The sequence below is a fragment of the Polynucleobacter sp. MG-27-Goln-C1 genome, from assembly GCF_018881905.1.
GTDB lineage: Bacteria > Pseudomonadota > Gammaproteobacteria > Burkholderiales > Burkholderiaceae > Polynucleobacter.
In genome coordinates this window covers 519,038-535,955 of sequence record NZ_JACVPM010000002.1, presented here as the reverse complement: position 1 = coordinate 535,955, position 16,918 = coordinate 519,038, and the positions used below count along the sequence as shown (strand labels likewise).

The following is a 16,918-nucleotide window of genomic DNA, read 5'->3' as shown; positions in this document are numbered from 1 at the left end:
TCAGTTGCGCTCCATGTCAATGTCAATACCCAACGAGCGGATTTCTTTTACCAACACGTTGAAGGATTCGGGCATGCCAGCATCAATTGTGTGCTCGCCCTTGACGATGTTTTCGTAAACCTTGGTACGGCCTGCGACGTCATCGGACTTCACTGTCAGCATTTCCTGCAAGACATATGAAGCACCGTATGCTTCGAGGGCCCAAACTTCCATCTCACCAAAGCGCTGACCACCAAACTGAGCTTTACCGCCCAGTGGCTGTTGCGTTACTAACGAGTAAGGTCCAGTTGAACGTGCATGCATCTTGTCATCGACCAAATGGTGGAGTTTCAAGACGTGCATTACGCCAACAGTTACAGGACGCTCAAACTGATCGCCAGTACGGCCGTCGCACAAAATCATTTGCTGACGTGAAGGCGTCATCTTCAAAGAAGTAGCTACTTCTTCTGGATATGCCAACTCGAGCATGCGGCCAATTTCTGCTTCAGTTGCACCGTCAAACACTGGAGTAGCGAATGGCAAGCCTTGGCGTAAATTCTCAGCCAAAACTGTGATCTGCTCATCAGTGAAGTTATCGATATCTTCGATACGACCGGTTTCGTTGTAAAGCTGCTTCATGAACTTGCGGAGTTCAGCTTGTTTAGCCTGTTGACGAACCATCTCATCAATACGCTTACCAATACCTTGAGCCGCCCAACCTAAGTGGGTTTCCAAGATCTGACCTACGTTCATACGGGAAGGAACACCCAATGGGTTCAAGACGATATCAACAGGGCGTCCGTCAGCCATAAATGGCATATCTTCCGCTGGAGCGATTTTAGAAACCACGCCTTTGTTACCGTGACGACCAGCCATCTTGTCACCAGGCTGCAAGCGACGCTTAACAGCTAAGTACACCTTAACCATCTTCGTTACGCCAGGCTGTAAATCATCGCCTTGTGTAAGCTTGGTGCGCTTCTCTTCGAAGGCTTCATCAAACTGCTTACGCTTTGCCTCGATAGACGATTTGATTGCTTCAACTTGTGTAGCAACCTCATCATCCGCTGGACGAACATCGAACCAATGGTATTTATCTAAGCTGGCAAGATATTCCTTGTCGATCTTAGTGCCTTTAGCTAACTTCTGAGGACCACCATTGGCAACTTTGCCAATCAACAGTTTTTCTAAACGCATGAAGGCATCGCCTTCAACAATACGCAACTGGTCGTTTAAGTCCAAACGATAGCGTTGTAATTCTTCTTGAATAATTGCTTGTGCACGTGCATCGCGCTCAATGCCTTCACGGGTGAAGACTTGAACATCAATAACAGTACCAATCATTCCAGATGGAACGCGTAAAGAAGTATCTTTAACATCAGATGCTTTTTCACCGAAGATCGCACGCAGTAATTTCTCTTCAGGAGTGAGAGTTGTCTCACCCTTTGGAGTTACCTTACCAACCAATACGTCGCCAGCTTCAACTTCAGCACCGATGTAAACAATGCCGCTCTCGTCCAAACGGGAGAGTTGTGACTCAGCCAAATTGGAGATATCGCGTGTAATTTCTTCTGAACCAAGCTTGGTATCACGAGCCACAACCGACAACTCTTCAATATGAATAGAGGTGTAACGATCGTCAGCAACAACCTTCTCAGAGATCAAGATTGAATCTTCGAAGTTGTAACCGTTCCATGGCATAAATGCCACAGTCATGTTCTGACCCAAAGCCAATTCACCTAAATCGGTAGATGCGCCGTCAGCAACAACGTCGCCACGAGCTACGCGATCACCAGCCTGAACGATTGGACGTTGGTTGATGTTGGTATTTTGGTTTGAACGGGTGTACTTGATGAGGTTATAAATATCCACACCAACTTCACCAGCCGCTGTCTCGTCATCGTTTACACGAATAACTACACGGTTTGCGTCAACATAATCAACGATACCGCCGCGGGAAGCCAAAATCACAGTACCAGAGTCAACCGCAACAATGCGCTCTAAACCTGTACCAACCAATGGCTTATCTGGACGCAAGCAAGGAACCGCCTGACGTTGCATATTCGCACCCATCAACGCACGGTTCGCATCATCATGCTCCAAGAATGGAACTAATGAAGCCGCAGCAGAAACGATTTGGCTCGGAGCAACGTCGATGAAATCTACGCGCTCTGGGCTAACCATCATGGTCTCACCAGCTTGACGCGCTGAAACCAATTCATCAGCTAACTTGCCTGACTTATCGATTGTCGCGTTAGCCTGAGCAATGATGTATTTCGCCTCTTCGATTGCGGAGAGATACACTACTTCATCGCTTACCTTGCTATTAGCAACTTTACGATACGGCGTTTCCAAGAAACCATGCTCATTCAAACGCGCAAATAACGCGAGTGAGTTGATCAGACCAATGTTTGGTCCCTCTGGAGTTTCAATTGGGCAAACACGACCGTAATGGGTTGGATGCACGTCGCGCACTTCGAAACCTGCGCGCTCGCGTGTTAAACCACCAGGTCCCAGCGCAGAAATACGACGCTTGTGCGTGATCTCTGACAATGGGTTTGTTTGGTCCATAAACTGGGACAACTGTGAAGAACCGAAGAACTCACGAATCGCTGAAGAGATTGGCTTGCTGTTAATCAAATCATGCGGCATGAGGTTCTCTGTTTCGGCTTGGCCGAGACGTTCTTTAACCGCACGCTCAACACGTGACAAACCTGCACGGAATTGATTCTCTGCCAACTCACCTACACAACGTACGCGACGATTGCCTAAGTGGTCGATATCATCAACTTCGCCTTTGCCGTTACGCAAGTCAACCAAAGACTTGATGGTGTCGAGGATATCTTCATCCGACAAAACCATTTTGCCTTCCATCTCTGAACGACCGAGACGGCTATTGACCTTCATACGACCAACGCGGGATAAATCGTAGCTATCTTCGTTGTAGAACAAGCGCTGGAACAAAGCTTCAACAGCATCTTCTGTTGGAGGCTCACCAGGACGCATCATGCGATAGATGGCAATACGAGCAGCCATTTGATCCGCAGTTTCATCAGTACGTAATGTCTGTGAAATGTACGCACCAGAATCCAAATCATTGGTGTAAATGGTTTCCAATTGCTTGATGCCTGCATCGCGCAATGTAGCCAACAACTCTTCAGTGATTTCATCATTAGCGTAAGCCAAGATTTCACCAGAGTCTGGATCAATGATGTTACGTGCAACTACGCGACCAACTAAATAGTCATCTGGAACTACGATATTTTTAGTCTTAGCAGCTTCGAGTTCACGAATATGTTTTGCATTGATGCGCTTGTCTTTTTGAATGACTACTACGCCATTCTTATCGAGCACATCAAAGTTGGCCATTTGGCCACGCAAACGCTCTGGTACAAATTCCATTGACGCGCCATTCGCGCTCAATGAGAAATGATCAAAGTTAAAGAAGTTTGCAAGAATCTGCTCGTTGTTTAAACCAATTGCTTTGAGCAAAATGGTGACGGGCATCTTGCGACGACGGTCAACGCGGAAATACAGAATATCTTTTGGATCAAACTCAAAATCGAGCCATGAACCACGGTAAGGAATAATGCGTGCTGAGAACAGCAACTTACCTGAGCTATGTGTCTTGCCCTTATCGTGTTCGAAGAACACGCCTGGGGAACGGTGTAACTGAGAAACAATAACGCGCTCAGTACCGTTAATCACAAAAGAGCCGTTATCGGTCATGAGTGGAATTTCACCCATGTAGACTTCGCTCTCTTTTACCTCTTTAACCTTAGTAGGTGCTTCGCGATCATAAATAATCAAGCGAACTTTTGCACGTAGGGCAGAGTGGTATGTGTAACCACGTTGCTGACATTCTTTAACGTCAAACGGTGGCTGTGACAACTGGTATGACACGTATTCCATACGTGCGTAGCCATTGTTGGACACAATTGGGAATGCTGATGTAAAGGCAGCTTGAAGTCCCTCTGTAAGACGAGACATTGCTGGCTTTTCAGCCTGTAAAAATTTAGCGTAGGATTCCAGCTGCGTTGCGATCAGGTATGGAACCTGATGATTATTTACTCGCTTAGCAAAGCTTTTACGGACTCGCTTGCGTTCGGTGAAGCTGTAGTTCATTTCATCTCCGAATTCAGCGACTGTACAAAGATTTGGCGATTGGCCACTACCAATCACTGGCGGACAACACTAAATCGAAAGATCCAGTGTCCGACCAAACTTGCATTCTGCAGTCGTATCAGAAGGCAAACCCGATTTCAATCAGAAATGAAATCGGGTTTGACCACTAATGGTCAAACCCAACATGGCTAGCACCCCTTTTTGAGGGGCGCTAACAAAGTTTGTATTACTTGAGTTCTGCTTTAGCGCCAGCTTCTTCAAGCTTCTTCTTAGCTTCTTCAGCTGTCTTCTTATCAACAGCTTCTTTGATTGGCTTTGGTGCGCCATCAACTAAGTCTTTAGCTTCTTTCAAGCCAAGGCCAGTGATTTCGCGAACAGCCTTAATTACTGAAACTTTATTTGCACCAGCTTCGAGCAAGTTAACAGTAAATTCTGTTTGCTCTTCAGCAGCAGCGCCGCCAGCAGCACCAGCAGGACCAGCAACAGCCATCGCTGCAGCTGAAACGCCAAACTTCTCTTCGAACGCCTTAACCAAGTCGTTCAAATCCATTACGGACATGCTACCTACTGCATCAATGATTTCTTCTTTGGTAATAGCCATTTTTAGCTCCTAATACTTAATAGTTAATCTGCGCTTATTCAGCGGCAGGGGTTTCAGGTGTTTCTGTTCCAGCTTCTGGGGCCGCAGGCTCAGCAGCTGCTTCAGGAGCGGCGGCTTCAGCAACTACTTCTGCTGGGGCTGCTGCTTCAACTGCAGGTGCTGCAACTGGAGCGGGTGCTCCGGCTGATTTTTGCGCTGCTACTGCGCCCAATACGCGAGCCATCGCAGATACTGGTGCCAACATCACACCTAACAACTGAGATAACAACTCGTCGCGGCTTGGAATAGACGCGAGGGATTTTACGCCCGCTACGTCCAACAACTTGCCGTTATATAAGCCAGCAGTAATGACCAGCTTGTCTTGAGTCTTTGCAAAGTTCTGCAATACTTTTGCCGAAGCAATCGGATCAGCAGAGATGCCATAGATCAAGGGGCCAACCATCGAATCAGCAAGAGGCTCAAACTGTGTGCCTTGTGCAGCACGGCGTGCCAATGTGTTCTTCAAAACGCGAAGATATACACCTTGGTCACGTGCGCTAGCACGTAGCTTTGTCAACTGCTCTACTGGAATACCACGGTATTCAGCGAGCACGACTGTTTGAGCTCCAGCCAATTGAGCGCCGACATCAGCAACAATCGCTTTTTTGTCTTGTACATTCAAAGGCACGGTTTAACTCCTAAAAAACCAACTGTTTCCAGTTGGGGTTACACACCAGCGTCTGATCATTTGTCACAAGAGAATCTTGTGAAATCTTTTCAGGGTCGCCATCTGCGCTGGCTATTACTTTCGTAACAATTAAGAATTAGTTCTGAGTAAGCAAATAATTCACCAACGGTCTTTGATGTTCGACTCTCACTCAAAGAGCGGGAGTCGACCCAAAGTTCTTTTTGCTACAAACGGATTACTGCGCCGCTTGTATCGATGCCTGGTCTACACGTACGCCTGCACCCATGGTGCTGCTTACGGCAACCTTCTTTAAATAAATACCCTTAGATGCAGGTGGCTTTGCTTTATTCAAAGCCTCGAGCAATGCGAGTAAGTTTGATTTCAATGCAGCTGGCTCGAATGAACGACGGCCAATGCTTGCGTGCACGATACCGGCTTTGTCCACACGGAATTGCACTTGACCTGCTTTTGCATTCTTAACTGCAGTAGCAACGTCAGGAGTAACAGTTCCAACTTTTGGATTCGGCATCAAACCACGTGGGCCCAATACTTGACCTAAAGTACCAACGATCTTCATTGTGTCTGGGGATGCGATCAAAATATCGAAATCGATTTTGCCGCCTTTAATTTGGTCAGCAAGGTCTTCCATGCCAACGATCTCAGCACCAGCAGCTTTAGCTTGTTCGGCTTTTTCGCCTTGTGCAAATACCGCTACACGAACATGCTTACCTGTACCAGCTGGGAGCACAACTGCGCCACGCACAACTTGGTCAGATTTCTTAGCATCAATACCCAACTGAACTGCAACGTCGATAGACTCATCAAACTTAGCAGTTGCACACTCTTTAACGAGGTTCAATGCATCTTCCAATGCATAAAACTTATTGCGATCTACTTTAGATTCGATTGCTTTTAAACGCTTTGATAACTTAGTCATGATTAGAGACCTTCCACTGTGATGCCCATTGAACGGGCGCTACCAGCGATTGTTCTTACAGCAGCATCCATATCAGCAGCTGTCAAATCTGGCATTTTTGCTTTAGCAATTTCTTCTGCTTGAGCACGTGTAATTTTTCCTACCTTATCGGTATGCGGACGTGGTGATCCTTTTTGGATCTTTGCAGCCTTTTTAATCATGATGGTTGCTGGAGGAGTCTTCATGATGAAAGTGAAGCTCTTATCAGCAAACGCTGTAATCACGACAGGAATTGGAAGGCCAGGTTCCATGCTCTGAGTTTGAGCATTAAACGCCTTACAGAATTCCATAATATTGAGGCCGCGTTGACCCAATGCTGGACCTACGGGAGGTGATGGATTTGCTTTACCTGCAGGGATCTGCAGCTTGATAAAGCCAATGATCTTCTTTGCCATTGATTGCTCCTAAAAGCGCGCCTATCCTCATTAGGAAAGACCGCTGTTGAGTAAACGCTTCACTAGTTTTTGGCTATCTAGATCCGCTCCTCGGTTATTGCTAACCACTTAAAACCACTACTTTTTGCTACAAAACACCCTTAAATAGGGTGTTTTTTACATCTTTTCTACTTGCCCGAACTCCAGCTCAACTGGGGTACCGCGGCCAAAAATTGTAACAGAAACGCGCAATCTTGACTTCTCATAGTTAACTTCTTCAATATTGCCGTTGAAGTCAACAAATGGACCTTCTTTAACTCGCACGATCTCACCGACCTCAAATAAGGTCTTAGGCTTAGGCTTATCAACCCCGGCCTGCATTTGATCCATGATTTTGGATACTTCTGCTGTTGAAATCGGGCTTGGGCGGTTACGAACACCACCAACGAATCCAGTCACTTTTGGTGTGTTTTTCACCAAATGCCAGCTTTCATCCGTCATTTCCATCTCAATCAGGACATATCCTGGGAAGAAACGACGCTCAGATACAGATTTAGTGCCAGACTTGATTTCTACAACCTCTTCGGATGGAACCAAGATACGGCCAAATTTTTCCGGCATTCCAGAGCGTGCAATGCGCTCTTCTAGGCCTCTTTTAACGCTTTTTTCCATGCCTGAATAAGCATGAATAACGTACCAGCGCATATTGCCAGTAGCCTGTGGATTTGAGACCAATTCAGTATCAATCATTTTTTACTCACTTCCAGCCTAGGAAGACTGAAAAAACTAGCCATTCAATTAATTTGTCTGCAAACCACAAAAATAGGGACATGATCAGAACAAAGCCAAATACGACTAGAGTCATTTGAGTCGTCTCTTTACGAGTCGGCCAAACAACCTTTTTTACTTCATACCAAGAATCTTTTGCGTAATGGATAAAACGGCGTCCATCAGGCGAAATCGCCACAATCAAAACTGCAGCAGCAATGCCGCCAAACAAAACAGCCAATCTAAGAAATAGAGATTGATCCGCTAGCGTGTAGTAAAGAACTAACGCTGCAACGACGATTAAAGCAGCGAGTCCGGAGACCCAGCTGCTTTTTTCTTCAGAATGACCTGCTGTATGTTGAGACATATTACTTTCAGTTCAAATCGTGGCAGGGGCGGAGGGCATCGAACCCCCAACCTTTGGTTTTGGAGACCAACGCTCTGCCAATTGAGCTACACCCCTTTATTAAAACTATTAAGCCAAAATCTTTGCAACCACGCCGGCGCCAACAGTACGGCCACCTTCACGGATCGCAAAACGTAAACCTTCTTCCATCGCGATAGGAGCGATGAGTTTTACGGTAATTGTGACGTTATCACCAGGCATAACCATTTCTTTGTCTTTTGGCAACTCGATTGAACCAGTTACGTCCGTTGTGCGGAAGTAGAACTGTGGACGATAGTTGTTAAAGAATGGAGTATGACGACCACCTTCATCTTTACCCAAGATGTAAACCTCGGCTGTAAAGTGAGTGTGTGGGGTGATTGAACCTGGCTTAGCCAATACTTGGCCGCGCTCAACTTCTTCACGCTTTGTACCGCGTAACAAGATACCAACGTTATCGCCTGCTTGACCTTGGTCGAGCAATTTGCGGAACATTTCAACACCAGTACAAGTTGTCTTGAGTGTTGGCTTGATACCGATAATTTCAATCTCTTCACCAACTTTAACGATACCGCGCTCGATACGGCCTGTAACAACAGTACCGCGACCGGAGATAGAGAACACGTCCTCTACTGGCATCAAGAACGCACCGTCAACAGCACGCTCTGGAGTTGGGATATAGGTATCTAATGCTTCAGCCAATTTCATGATGGCTTCTTTACCCAATGGGCCTTCGTCGCCTTCAAGAGCTAACTTAGCAGAACCTTGAACGATTGGTGTGTCATCGCCTGGGAAGTCGTACTTAGATAGAAGCTCACGAACTTCCATTTCTACGAGCTCTAACAACTCAGCGTCATCAACCATGTCGCACTTGTTCAAAAATACGATGATGTATGGAACACCAACTTGGCGTGCCAAGAGGATGTGCTCACGAGTTTGTGGCATTGGGCCGTCAGCTGCAGAGCAAACCAAAATAGCGCCGTCCATCTGAGCAGCGCCAGTAATCATGTTCTTAACGTAGTCAGCATGTCCTGGGCAATCAACGTGAGCGTAGTGACGATTCGCTGTCTCATACTCAACGTGTGCTGTATTAATAGTAATACCGCGTGCTTTTTCTTCTGGAGCAGCATCGATCTGATCGTATGCTTTTGCTTCGCCACCGAATGCTTTTGAAAGCACGGTTGCAATAGCTGCTGTCAATGTGGTTTTACCGTGGTCAACGTGACCGATTGTGCCAACGTTTACGTGCGGTTTTGTCCGCTCAAACTTTTCTTTTGCCATTTTTTTGTCTGCCTTAGTTAACTCTTAAACCAACACACGAAATTAAAATTATTACTACTAAGCCATGGTGCCCATGGGCAGGATCGAACTGCCGACCTCTCCCTTACCAAGGGAGTGCTCTACCACTGAGCCACATGGGCAAATACAAATACTGTTAATACTGGAGCGGGATAAGAGAATCGAACTCTTGACCGAAGATTGGAAATCTGCTGTTTTACCATTAAACTAATCCCGCACATCTGGTGGAGGGGGTAGGATTCGAACCTACGTAGGCATAGCCAACAGATTTACAGTCTGCCTCCTTTAGCCGCTCGGACACCCCTCCGCGAACCCAATATTCTGACTCCAAATGGAGTTTATGTCAATCTCTTAAACCTCAAAACGCTTTGCACAAGTAAAAACGCCCAGACCTAAGAGGGTCTGGGCGTCGCATTGGTGCCCGGCAGTTACCTACTTTCACACGGGTAATCCGCACTATCATCGGCGTAAAGTCGTTTCACTGTCCTGTTCGGGATGGGAAGGAGTGGTTCCAACTTGCTATGGTCACCGGGCGTAGAGGGTCGAGTTGCTGATAAATCATCAACAACTCTATTTGAGTAAGCATGTAATTAAGGATGCAGATTAAATCTGGCAAACATCCAACACAATAGTGCTGGTTATAGGATCAAGCCTAACGGGCAATTAGTATCAGTTAGCTTAACGCATTACTGCGCTTCCACACCTGACCTATCAACGTTGTGGTCTTCAACGACCCTTTATGTAGGTTAAACCTACGGGAGATCTCATCTTCAGGCAAGTTTCCCGCTTAGATGCTTTCAGCGGTTATCTCTTCCGTACATAGCTACCCTGCGATGCTTCTGGCGAAACAACAGGTACACCAGCGGTACGTCCACTCCGGTCCTCTCGTACTAGGAGCAGCCCCCGTCAAATCTCCAACGCCCATGGCAGATAGGGACCAAACTGTCTCACGACGTTTTAAACCCAGCTCACGTACCTCTTTAAATGGCGAACAGCCATACCCTTGGGACCGGCTACAGCCCCAGGATGAGATGAGCCGACATCGAGGTGCCAAACACCGCCGTCGATATGAACTCTTGGGCGGTATCAGCCTGTTATCCCCAGAGTACCTTTTATCCGTTGAGCGATGGCCCTTCCATACAGAACCACCGGATCACTATGACCTGCTTTCGCACCTGCTCGACTTGTCGGTCTCGCAGTTAAGCACGCTTTTGCCATTGCACTTTAGGTACGATGTCCGACCGTACCAAGCGTACCTTCGTACTCCTCCGTTACACTTTGGGAGGAGACCGCCCCAGTCAAACTGCCTACCATGCACTGTTCCCGACCCAGATAATGGGCCAAGGTTAGAACCTCAAACAAACCAGGGTGGTATTTCAAGGTTGGCTCCAGCGGAACTAGCATCCCGCTTTCAACGCCTCCCACCTATCCTACACAGACCGGTTCAAAGTCCAATGCAAAGCTACAGTAAAGGTTCATGGGGTCTTTCCGTCTAGCCACGGGTAGATTGCATCATCACAAACATTTCAACTTCGCTGAGTCTCAGGAGGAGACAGTGTGGCCATCGTTACGCCATTCGTGCAGGTCGGAACTTACCCGACAAGGAATTTCGCTACCTTAGGACCGTTATAGTTACGGCCGCCGTTTACTGGGACTTCAATCAAGAGCTTGCACCCCATCATTTAATCTTCCAGCACCGGGCAGGCGTCACACCCTATACGTCCACTTTCGTGTTTGCAGAGTGCTGTGTTTTTATTAAACAGTCGCAGCCACCTTTTTATTGCAACCCTTTCGTCCTCCCCTTGTACAGGGTCAAACTACCAGGGCGTACCTTATCCCGAAGTTACGGTACAAATTTGCCGAGTTCCTTCTCCTGAGTTCTCTCAAGCGCCTTAGAATACTCATCTCGCCCACCTGTGTCGGTTTGCGGTACGGTCTTGTTAGACTGAAGCTTAGAGGCTTTTCTTGGAACCACTTCCAATTGCTTCGCGAATAAATTCGCTCGTCTCACGCCCTTGAATTACGCTACCGGATTTACCTAATAGCCATCTCCAACGCAAGAACCGGGACTTCCAACACCCGGACAACTTTCCGCGATCCGTCCCCCCATCGCATCTAACAATGGTCAAGGAATATTAACCTTGTTCCCATCAGCTACGCATCTCTGCCTCGCCTTAGGGGCCGACTCACCCTGTTCCGATGAACGTTGAACAGGAAACCTTGGGCTTACGGCGAGGGGGCTTTTCACCCCCTTTATCGCTACTCATGTCAGCATTCGCACTTCTGATACCTCCAGCATCCTTTACAAGACACCTTCACAGGCTTACAGAACGCTCTCCTACCATCACATTACTGTGATCCGCAGCTTCGGTTATATGCTTAGCCCCGTTACATCTTCCGCGCAGGACGACTCGATCAGTGAGCTATTACGCTTTCTTTAAAGGATGGCTGCTTCTAAGCCAACCTCCTGACTGTTTTAGCCTTCCCACTTCGTTTCCCACTTAGCATATATTAGGGACCTTAGCTGGCGGTCTGGGTTGTTTCCCTCTTGACACCGGACGTTAGCACCCGATGTCTGTCTCCCGTGCTTGCACTTGTAGGTATTCGGAGTTTGCTATGGCGCAGTAATCCGCAATGGACCCCACTACCATGACAGTGCTCTACCCCCTACAGTGATACACGAGGCACTACCTAAATAGTTTTCGGAGAGAACCAGCTATTTCCAGTTTTGTTTAGCCTTTCACCCCTATCCACAGCTCATCCCCTAACTTTTCAACGTTAGTGGGTTCGGTCCTCCAGTACGTGTTACCGCACCTTCAACCTGGCCATGGATAGATCAACTGGTTTCGGGTCTACACCCAGCAACTAGCGCCCTATTCGGACTCGCTTTCGCTACGCCTTCCCTATTCGGTTAAGCTTGCTACTGAATGTAAGTCGCTGACCCATTATACAAAAGGTACGCAGTCACCCCTTACGAGGCTCCTACTGTTTGTATGCACACAATTTCAGGATCTATTTCACTCCCCTCCCGGGGTTCTTTTCGCCTTTCCCTCACGGTACTTGTTCACTATCGGTCGATTACGAGTATTTAGCCTTGGAGGATGGTCCCCCCATATTCAGACAGGATTTCACGTGTCCCGCCCTACTTGTCTCTAGCCTAGTACCACCCAATAATTTTCACATACGGGACTATCACCCTTTATTGTCGGACTTTCCATTCCGTTCTGTTAATTACTGAGATATCACTAGAAGGCTGTTCCCATTTCGCTCGCCACTACTCTGGGAATCTCGGTTGATGTCTTTTCCTCTTGCTACTTAGATGTTTCAGTTCACAAGGTTCGCTTCTCATACCCTATGTATTCAGGTATGGATACCACAAAAGTGGTGGGTTTCCCCATTCAGAAATCCCCGGATCAAAGCTTATTTACCAGCTCCCCGGGGCTTATCGCAGGTTATAACGTCTTTCGTCGCCTGTAATCGCCAAGGCATCCATCATGTGCACTTATTCACTTGATCCTATAACGAGCACCATTGCTAGTACCTGTTACAGGTTTACTTCTACTTCTGACATGTTTGCCGTAATCCAAACTGTAAGTACTTTGTTAAGAACTTGGTAAAACTCGTTTGTATTACTGATTGATGATTCAATCTTTACCCTTATTACATTGTCAAATGTCCTCTCAAAGAAACATTTGACACTTTGCTTACTCAAATTTTTAAAGAACAGCCATAAATGGCAAAACTAAACGATTAAGTCTTCGCTTAGTTTTGACATTTAGATGATGGTGGAGGATGACGGGATCGAACCGACGACCCCCTGCTTGCAAAGCAGGTGCTCTCCCAGCTGAGCTAATCCCCCAACGTCCCACTAAGTCTTGTTTCTGGCTGGTGGTGGGTCTGGTAGGACTTGAACCTACGACCCCTGCGTTATCAACACAGTGCTCTAACCAGCTGAGCTACAGACCCGTGGCTTTTATTGTCAACCGATAAGTGTGGGCACTAGGATTCAGCATCTTTCTCTAGAAAGGAGGTGATCCAGCCGCACCTTCCGATACGGCTACCTTGTTACGACTTTACCCCAGTCATGAACCCTGCCGTGGCAGTCGCCCTCCTTGCGGTTAGGCTAACGGCTTCTGGCAAAACCCACTCCCATGGTATGACGGGCGGTGTGTACAAGACCCGGGAACGTATTCACCGCGACATTCTGATCCGCGATTACTAGCGATTCCAGCTTCACGTAGTCGAGTTGCAGACTACGATCCGGACTACGATGCATTTTCTGAGATTAGCTCCCCCTCGCGGGTTGGCAACCCTCTGTATGCACCATTGTATGACGTGTGAAGCCCTACCCATAAGGGCCATGAGGACTTGACGTCATCCCCACCTTCCTCCGGTTTGTCACCGGCAGTCTCTTTAGAGTGCTCTTGCGTAGCAACTAAAGACAAGGGTTGCGCTCGTTGCGGGACTTAACCCAACATCTCACGACACGAGCTGACGACAGCCATGCAGCACCTGTGTTGACTTTCTCTTACGAGCACCTAATGTATCTCTACTTCGTTAGTCACATGTCAAGGGTAGGTAAGGTTTTTCGCGTTGCATCGAATTAATCCACATCATCCACCGCTTGTGCGGGTCCCCGTCAATTCCTTTGAGTTTTAATCTTGCGACCGTACTCCCCAGGCGGCTGACTTCACGCGTTAGCTACGTTACTCAGGATGTAAATCCCGAACAACTAGTCAGCATCGTTTAGGGCGTGGACTACCAGGGTATCTAATCCTGTTTGCTCCCCACGCTTTCGTGCATGAGCGTCAGTGTTATCCCAGGGGGCTGCCTTCGCCATTGGTATTCCTCCACATATCTACGCATTTCACTGCTACACGTGGAATTCTACCCCCCTCTGACACACTCTAGCTATACAGTCACAGGCGCCATTCCCAGGTTAAGCCCGGGGATTTCACGCCTGTCTTGTATAACCGCCTGCGCACGCTTTACGCCCAGTAATTCCGATTAACGCTTGCACCCTACGTATTACCGCGGCTGCTGGCACGTAGTTAGCCGGTGCTTATTCTTCAGGTACCGTCATTCCCGGACTGTGTTAGAGCCGGTGTTTCTTCCCTGACAAAAGAGCTTTACAACCCGAAGGCCTTCTTCACTCACGCGGCATTGCTGGATCAGGGTTTCCCCCATTGTCCAAAATTCCCCACTGCTGCCTCCCGTAGGAGTCTGGGCCGTGTCTCAGTCCCAGTGTGGCTGATCGTCCTCTCAGACCAGCTACTGATCGTCGCCTTGGTGGGCTTTTACCCCACCAACAAGCTAATCAGGCATCGGCCGCTCTAATCGCGCGAGGTCTTTCGATCCCCCGCTTTCCCCCTCAGGGCGTATGCGGTATTAGCACAGCTTTCGCTGCGTTATCCCCCACGATAAGGTACGTTCCGATGTATTACTCACCCGTTCGCCACTCGCCACCAGGTACAAGTACCCGTGCTGCCGTTCGACTTGCATGTGTAAGGCATGCCGCCAGCGTTCAATCTGAGCCAGGATCAAACTCTTCAGTTCAATTCCTGTGATCCTTGCGGATCGTCGCACTCATTCAAGAAATTGACTTGGTAATAAAACCAAATCTTTTTACTGTCTATGAGTACTATTTATTTACATCTGTCCCGAAGGACTTGATGCTTTCACTTAGTACCCACAATTATCGGTTGACTAATTTTTAAAGAGGGCTGACTTGTTTCGTATTTCTTAAAAACATTCAGCAGAGAGATGAGACTTTATCCTACTCATTTGGGTCTGTCAACACCTTTCGCAGTCTTTTTCTTCAAATAAGCGAAGTTTTTTCTTACTTTTCAAATAAAACCATTAAAAACAATAGGTTACAGATTAAAAATAATTTTCACTTTTTTTCAAAATATTCGGATTTTTATGGGTACGGCTGAGAAATAGGGGGTTAGTCACCCCATTTTTTGGCTTTCGGCTGGCTTTATTTCTACAAAACCACATACCTAGGGAAAACCCTGTTATTTCCGCTGATTTCTGCTAACATATTGCTATGCACAATAAATTAGCAAACAGTCACTTACCTAGCAAGCCATATACGGCCAGCCTGGCTGTCCCTGTTCGCGAACTACACGCGGGCCATAGGCATGAAATCCTCGGCCATCTTTTACTCTTAAACGAAGAGGATCGTCGTCTCCGTTTTGGCACACAAACACCTGATGAGGTAATTCATCACTACGTAGAAGGCCTAGATTTCAATAGAGATAAGGTATTTGGTAGCTTTGACTCCCAACTAAAGCTTATTGGTATGGCGCATTTGGCGTATTTGCCAAAAACTAAGGGCCAGCCACAGGCTGCTGAGTTTGGAGTTTCTGTACTGCCTGATGGCCGTGGTCAGGGCATTGGTACAGCTTTATTAGCGCGCGCCTCTGTGCACTCACGTAATACCCGCATTGAAACCCTATTTGTTCATTGCTTGGCGAACAATAGAGCCATGATGCATCTGGCTCAAAAGGCCGGCATGCGCGTTGAATACGCTTATGGAGATGCTGATGCGTACTTAAAATTACCGCCGGCAAATCCTGCAACGATTGTGGAAGAAGCAGCCAATGAACAATGGGCTGACTTTGACTATGCGCTTAAGGAAAACTTTAAGCGTTCAAGTGATGCGTGGTCTTGGTTGCTTGGCAAACCAGTTGTGCGTCCCACTTAATTTGTTGCGGGCGCTCCACGCAAAATCCAGCTAGTAAGCAAGGACACATCAGTGTCGCTTAACTTCGTATTTGCAGGCATTGGCACAACTCCCCATGATCCAGAGCCGCCCTTTAGGATTTTATTTTTTAGAAATGCGCTTGCAGTAGGATCCGTTGCATATTTTTTTGCAACAGCCTGAAAGCTAGGTCCCACAACTTTTTTATCAACAGCATGGCATCCCAGGCAAGCGTTTTGTTTTGCAAGTGCGGCGGCTTTTGTATCATCAGTAGCGGCTTGCACTCTTATAGAGCAAAGTAAAAAGAGGGCGGCAAGCAAAAAATATTTCAGTTGTTGTTCAAAGAAATTCATTGCTCACCTGCCATTAAATAACTTTACTGCTTAGGCATTGAGTTGGGCTGTGACTCATCTGCCTTACCTTGTTTCTCTAGGCGCGTTTTTTCTGCCTCAGAAATAATGTCGAAGTAGGCGTAGACGTCTTTTACACCGTCAGCATTGCTCGCTACCTTCTTAGCAATCGCCGCTTCATTCTGAGTCAAAATTCCCATCAAATAAACACTGCTACCTTCAGCAACAATCGCCATTGAATTCGACGGCAACTTATCCGTGAAAATCATTTGTGTTTTGATTTTGGATTCGAGATAAGAATCATTAGCGCGAGCAGTGTAAGTGCTGTTTGGCCCAACGACTAATTCATTAAACACAGAGCGAACATTCTTATTTGCTTTTGCATAGGCACCAGCTTGCTCTTTAATGCTCGCATCCTTAACTTCGCCAGTCAGCAATACTTTTTGATTGAAAGACGTCACATTAATGTGAGCACTATCTCCAAACCTCTTATCTAAAGCATTCTCTACCTCCAGCCCGATCCCCTTATCTATTGCCTGAACTGCTGGGGGTCGGCGATCTGCCATAACAGCTATTGTTCCGATGGTCCCGGCCGCAACACCGCCCACAGCTATCACTGCACAGGAGGATAGGAGTGCGCTAGCAGTAAAAATAGCTAACATCTTGCTCAATAAATTAATGCGCATATCGA

General features: G+C 47.2%; 10 protein-coding genes, 6 tRNA genes, 3 rRNA genes and 1 pseudogene. 1 reads left to right on the top strand and 19 read right to left on the bottom strand.

Annotated elements, in window-relative coordinates; genetic code table 11:
- The 17 genes and pseudogenes from rpoB to ICN14_RS06705 all read right to left on the bottom strand — a co-directional run bounded on the left by rpoB (position 1) and on the right by ICN14_RS06705 (position 14,727).
- The gene (gene rpoB, locus ICN14_RS06785) at positions 1 to 4,101 is read right to left on the bottom strand and encodes a DNA-directed RNA polymerase subunit beta (protein ID WP_216225721.1); all 4,101 of its coding nucleotides are present in this window, start codon (positions 4,099 to 4,101) and stop codon (positions 1 to 3) included.
- Positions 4,102 to 4,327: 226 nt separating this feature from the next.
- On the bottom strand, positions 4,328 to 4,702 hold the full coding sequence (rplL, locus tag ICN14_RS06780) for a 50S ribosomal protein L7/L12 (protein ID WP_011901893.1): 375 nt from the start codon (positions 4,700 to 4,702) through the stop codon (positions 4,328 to 4,330).
- Positions 4,703 to 4,853: 151 nt separating this feature from the next.
- Positions 4,854 to 5,369: pseudogene (gene rplJ / locus ICN14_RS06775) on the bottom strand (50S ribosomal protein L10); the annotation flags it as partial.
- 235 nt (positions 5,370 to 5,604) lie between these two features.
- Complete coding sequence (gene rplA, locus ICN14_RS06770; protein WP_046329371.1) at positions 5,605 to 6,306, bottom strand: 50S ribosomal protein L1; 702 nt, start codon at positions 6,304 to 6,306, stop codon at positions 5,605 to 5,607.
- 2 nt (positions 6,307 to 6,308) lie between these two features.
- Positions 6,309 to 6,740, bottom strand: coding sequence for a 50S ribosomal protein L11 (rplK, locus tag ICN14_RS06765; RefSeq protein ID WP_216225719.1), 432 nt, complete (start codon positions 6,738 to 6,740; stop codon positions 6,309 to 6,311).
- 156 nt (positions 6,741 to 6,896) lie between these two features.
- Positions 6,897 to 7,469 carry a transcription termination/antitermination protein NusG gene (gene nusG / locus ICN14_RS06760; protein ID WP_216178753.1) on the bottom strand — a complete coding sequence of 191 codons (573 nt, stop codon included), beginning with the start codon at positions 7,467 to 7,469 and terminating at the stop codon, positions 6,897 to 6,899.
- A 7-nt stretch (positions 7,470 to 7,476) separates the two neighbouring features.
- Complete coding sequence (gene secE, locus ICN14_RS06755) at positions 7,477 to 7,854, bottom strand: preprotein translocase subunit SecE (RefSeq protein WP_216225718.1); 378 nt, start codon at positions 7,852 to 7,854, stop codon at positions 7,477 to 7,479.
- Between the two features lie 20 nt (positions 7,855 to 7,874).
- A tRNA-Trp gene (locus tag ICN14_RS06750) sits at positions 7,875 to 7,950 on the bottom strand.
- Between the two features lie 12 nt (positions 7,951 to 7,962).
- Positions 7,963 to 9,153 carry an elongation factor Tu gene (tuf, locus tag ICN14_RS06745; RefSeq protein ID WP_215308680.1) on the bottom strand — a complete coding sequence of 397 codons (1,191 nt, stop codon included), beginning with the start codon at positions 9,151 to 9,153 and terminating at the stop codon, positions 7,963 to 7,965.
- A 65-nt stretch (positions 9,154 to 9,218) separates the two neighbouring features.
- A tRNA-Thr gene (locus ICN14_RS06740) sits at positions 9,219 to 9,293 on the bottom strand.
- Between the two features lie 21 nt (positions 9,294 to 9,314).
- Positions 9,315 to 9,388: transfer RNA gene (locus ICN14_RS06735), tRNA-Gly, on the bottom strand.
- 5 nt (positions 9,389 to 9,393) lie between these two features.
- A tRNA-Tyr gene (locus ICN14_RS06730) sits at positions 9,394 to 9,478 on the bottom strand.
- Positions 9,479 to 9,590: 112 nt separating this feature from the next.
- A 5S ribosomal RNA gene (gene rrf, locus ICN14_RS06725) occupies positions 9,591 to 9,704 on the bottom strand.
- A 109-nt stretch (positions 9,705 to 9,813) separates the two neighbouring features.
- Positions 9,814 to 12,687, bottom strand: a 23S ribosomal RNA gene (locus tag ICN14_RS06720).
- Between the two features lie 267 nt (positions 12,688 to 12,954).
- Positions 12,955 to 13,030 (bottom strand) — tRNA-Ala (locus ICN14_RS06715).
- A 30-nt stretch (positions 13,031 to 13,060) separates the two neighbouring features.
- Positions 13,061 to 13,137 (bottom strand) — tRNA-Ile (locus ICN14_RS06710).
- Positions 13,138 to 13,194: 57 nt separating this feature from the next.
- A 16S ribosomal RNA gene (locus ICN14_RS06705) occupies positions 13,195 to 14,727 on the bottom strand.
- Together the 16S, 23S and 5S rRNA genes with 5 tRNA genes alongside form the textbook arrangement of a ribosomal RNA operon.
- A 493-nt stretch (positions 14,728 to 15,220) precedes the next feature.
- Between ICN14_RS06705 and ICN14_RS06700 the strand changes: the two genes are divergently transcribed.
- Positions 15,221 to 15,880 (top strand): GNAT family N-acetyltransferase, encoded by a 660-nt coding sequence (locus ICN14_RS06700; RefSeq protein ID WP_216225717.1) that lies wholly within the window; start codon positions 15,221 to 15,223, stop codon positions 15,878 to 15,880.
- Here ICN14_RS06700 and ICN14_RS06695 read toward each other — a convergent pair.
- Positions 15,877 to 16,230, bottom strand: a complete 354-nt coding sequence (locus ICN14_RS06695) for a c-type cytochrome (RefSeq protein WP_255535995.1) — start codon at positions 16,228 to 16,230, stop codon at positions 15,877 to 15,879. The two genes, ICN14_RS06700 and ICN14_RS06695, sit on opposite strands and share 4 nt — an antisense overlap.
- A gap of 23 nt (positions 16,231 to 16,253) precedes the next feature.
- Positions 16,254 to 16,913: a BON domain-containing protein gene (locus tag ICN14_RS06690; protein WP_216225716.1), complete on the bottom strand. Its 660-nt coding sequence runs from the start codon at positions 16,911 to 16,913 to the stop codon at positions 16,254 to 16,256.
- Positions 16,914 to 16,918: the final 5 nt, after the last annotated feature.

Excerpts from the sequence above, each read along its gene's own strand:
- rpoB (WP_216225721.1), bottom strand. The coding sequence starts at position 4,101 with ATGAACTACAGCTTCACCGAACGCAAGCGAGTCCGTAAAAGCTTTGCT.
- rplL (WP_011901893.1), bottom strand. The coding sequence starts at position 4,702 with ATGGCTATTACCAAAGAAGAAATCATTGATGCAGTAGGTAGCATGTCC.
- rplA (WP_046329371.1), bottom strand. The coding sequence starts at position 6,306 with ATGACTAAGTTATCAAAGCGTTTAAAAGCAATCGAATCTAAAGTAGAT.
- rplK (WP_216225719.1), bottom strand. The coding sequence starts at position 6,740 with ATGGCAAAGAAGATCATTGGCTTTATCAAGCTGCAGATCCCTGCAGGT.
- nusG (WP_216178753.1), bottom strand. The coding sequence starts at position 7,469 with ATGATTGATACTGAATTGGTCTCAAATCCACAGGCTACTGGCAATATG.
- secE (WP_216225718.1), bottom strand. The coding sequence starts at position 7,854 with ATGTCTCAACATACAGCAGGTCATTCTGAAGAAAAAAGCAGCTGGGTC.
- tuf (WP_215308680.1), bottom strand. The coding sequence starts at position 9,153 with ATGGCAAAAGAAAAGTTTGAGCGGACAAAACCGCACGTAAACGTTGGC.
- ICN14_RS06700 (WP_216225717.1), top strand. The coding sequence starts at position 15,221 with ATGCACAATAAATTAGCAAACAGTCACTTACCTAGCAAGCCATATACG.
- ICN14_RS06695 (WP_255535995.1), bottom strand. The coding sequence starts at position 16,230 with ATGAATTTCTTTGAACAACAACTGAAATATTTTTTGCTTGCCGCCCTC.
- ICN14_RS06690 (WP_216225716.1), bottom strand. The coding sequence starts at position 16,913 with ATGCGCATTAATTTATTGAGCAAGATGTTAGCTATTTTTACTGCTAGC.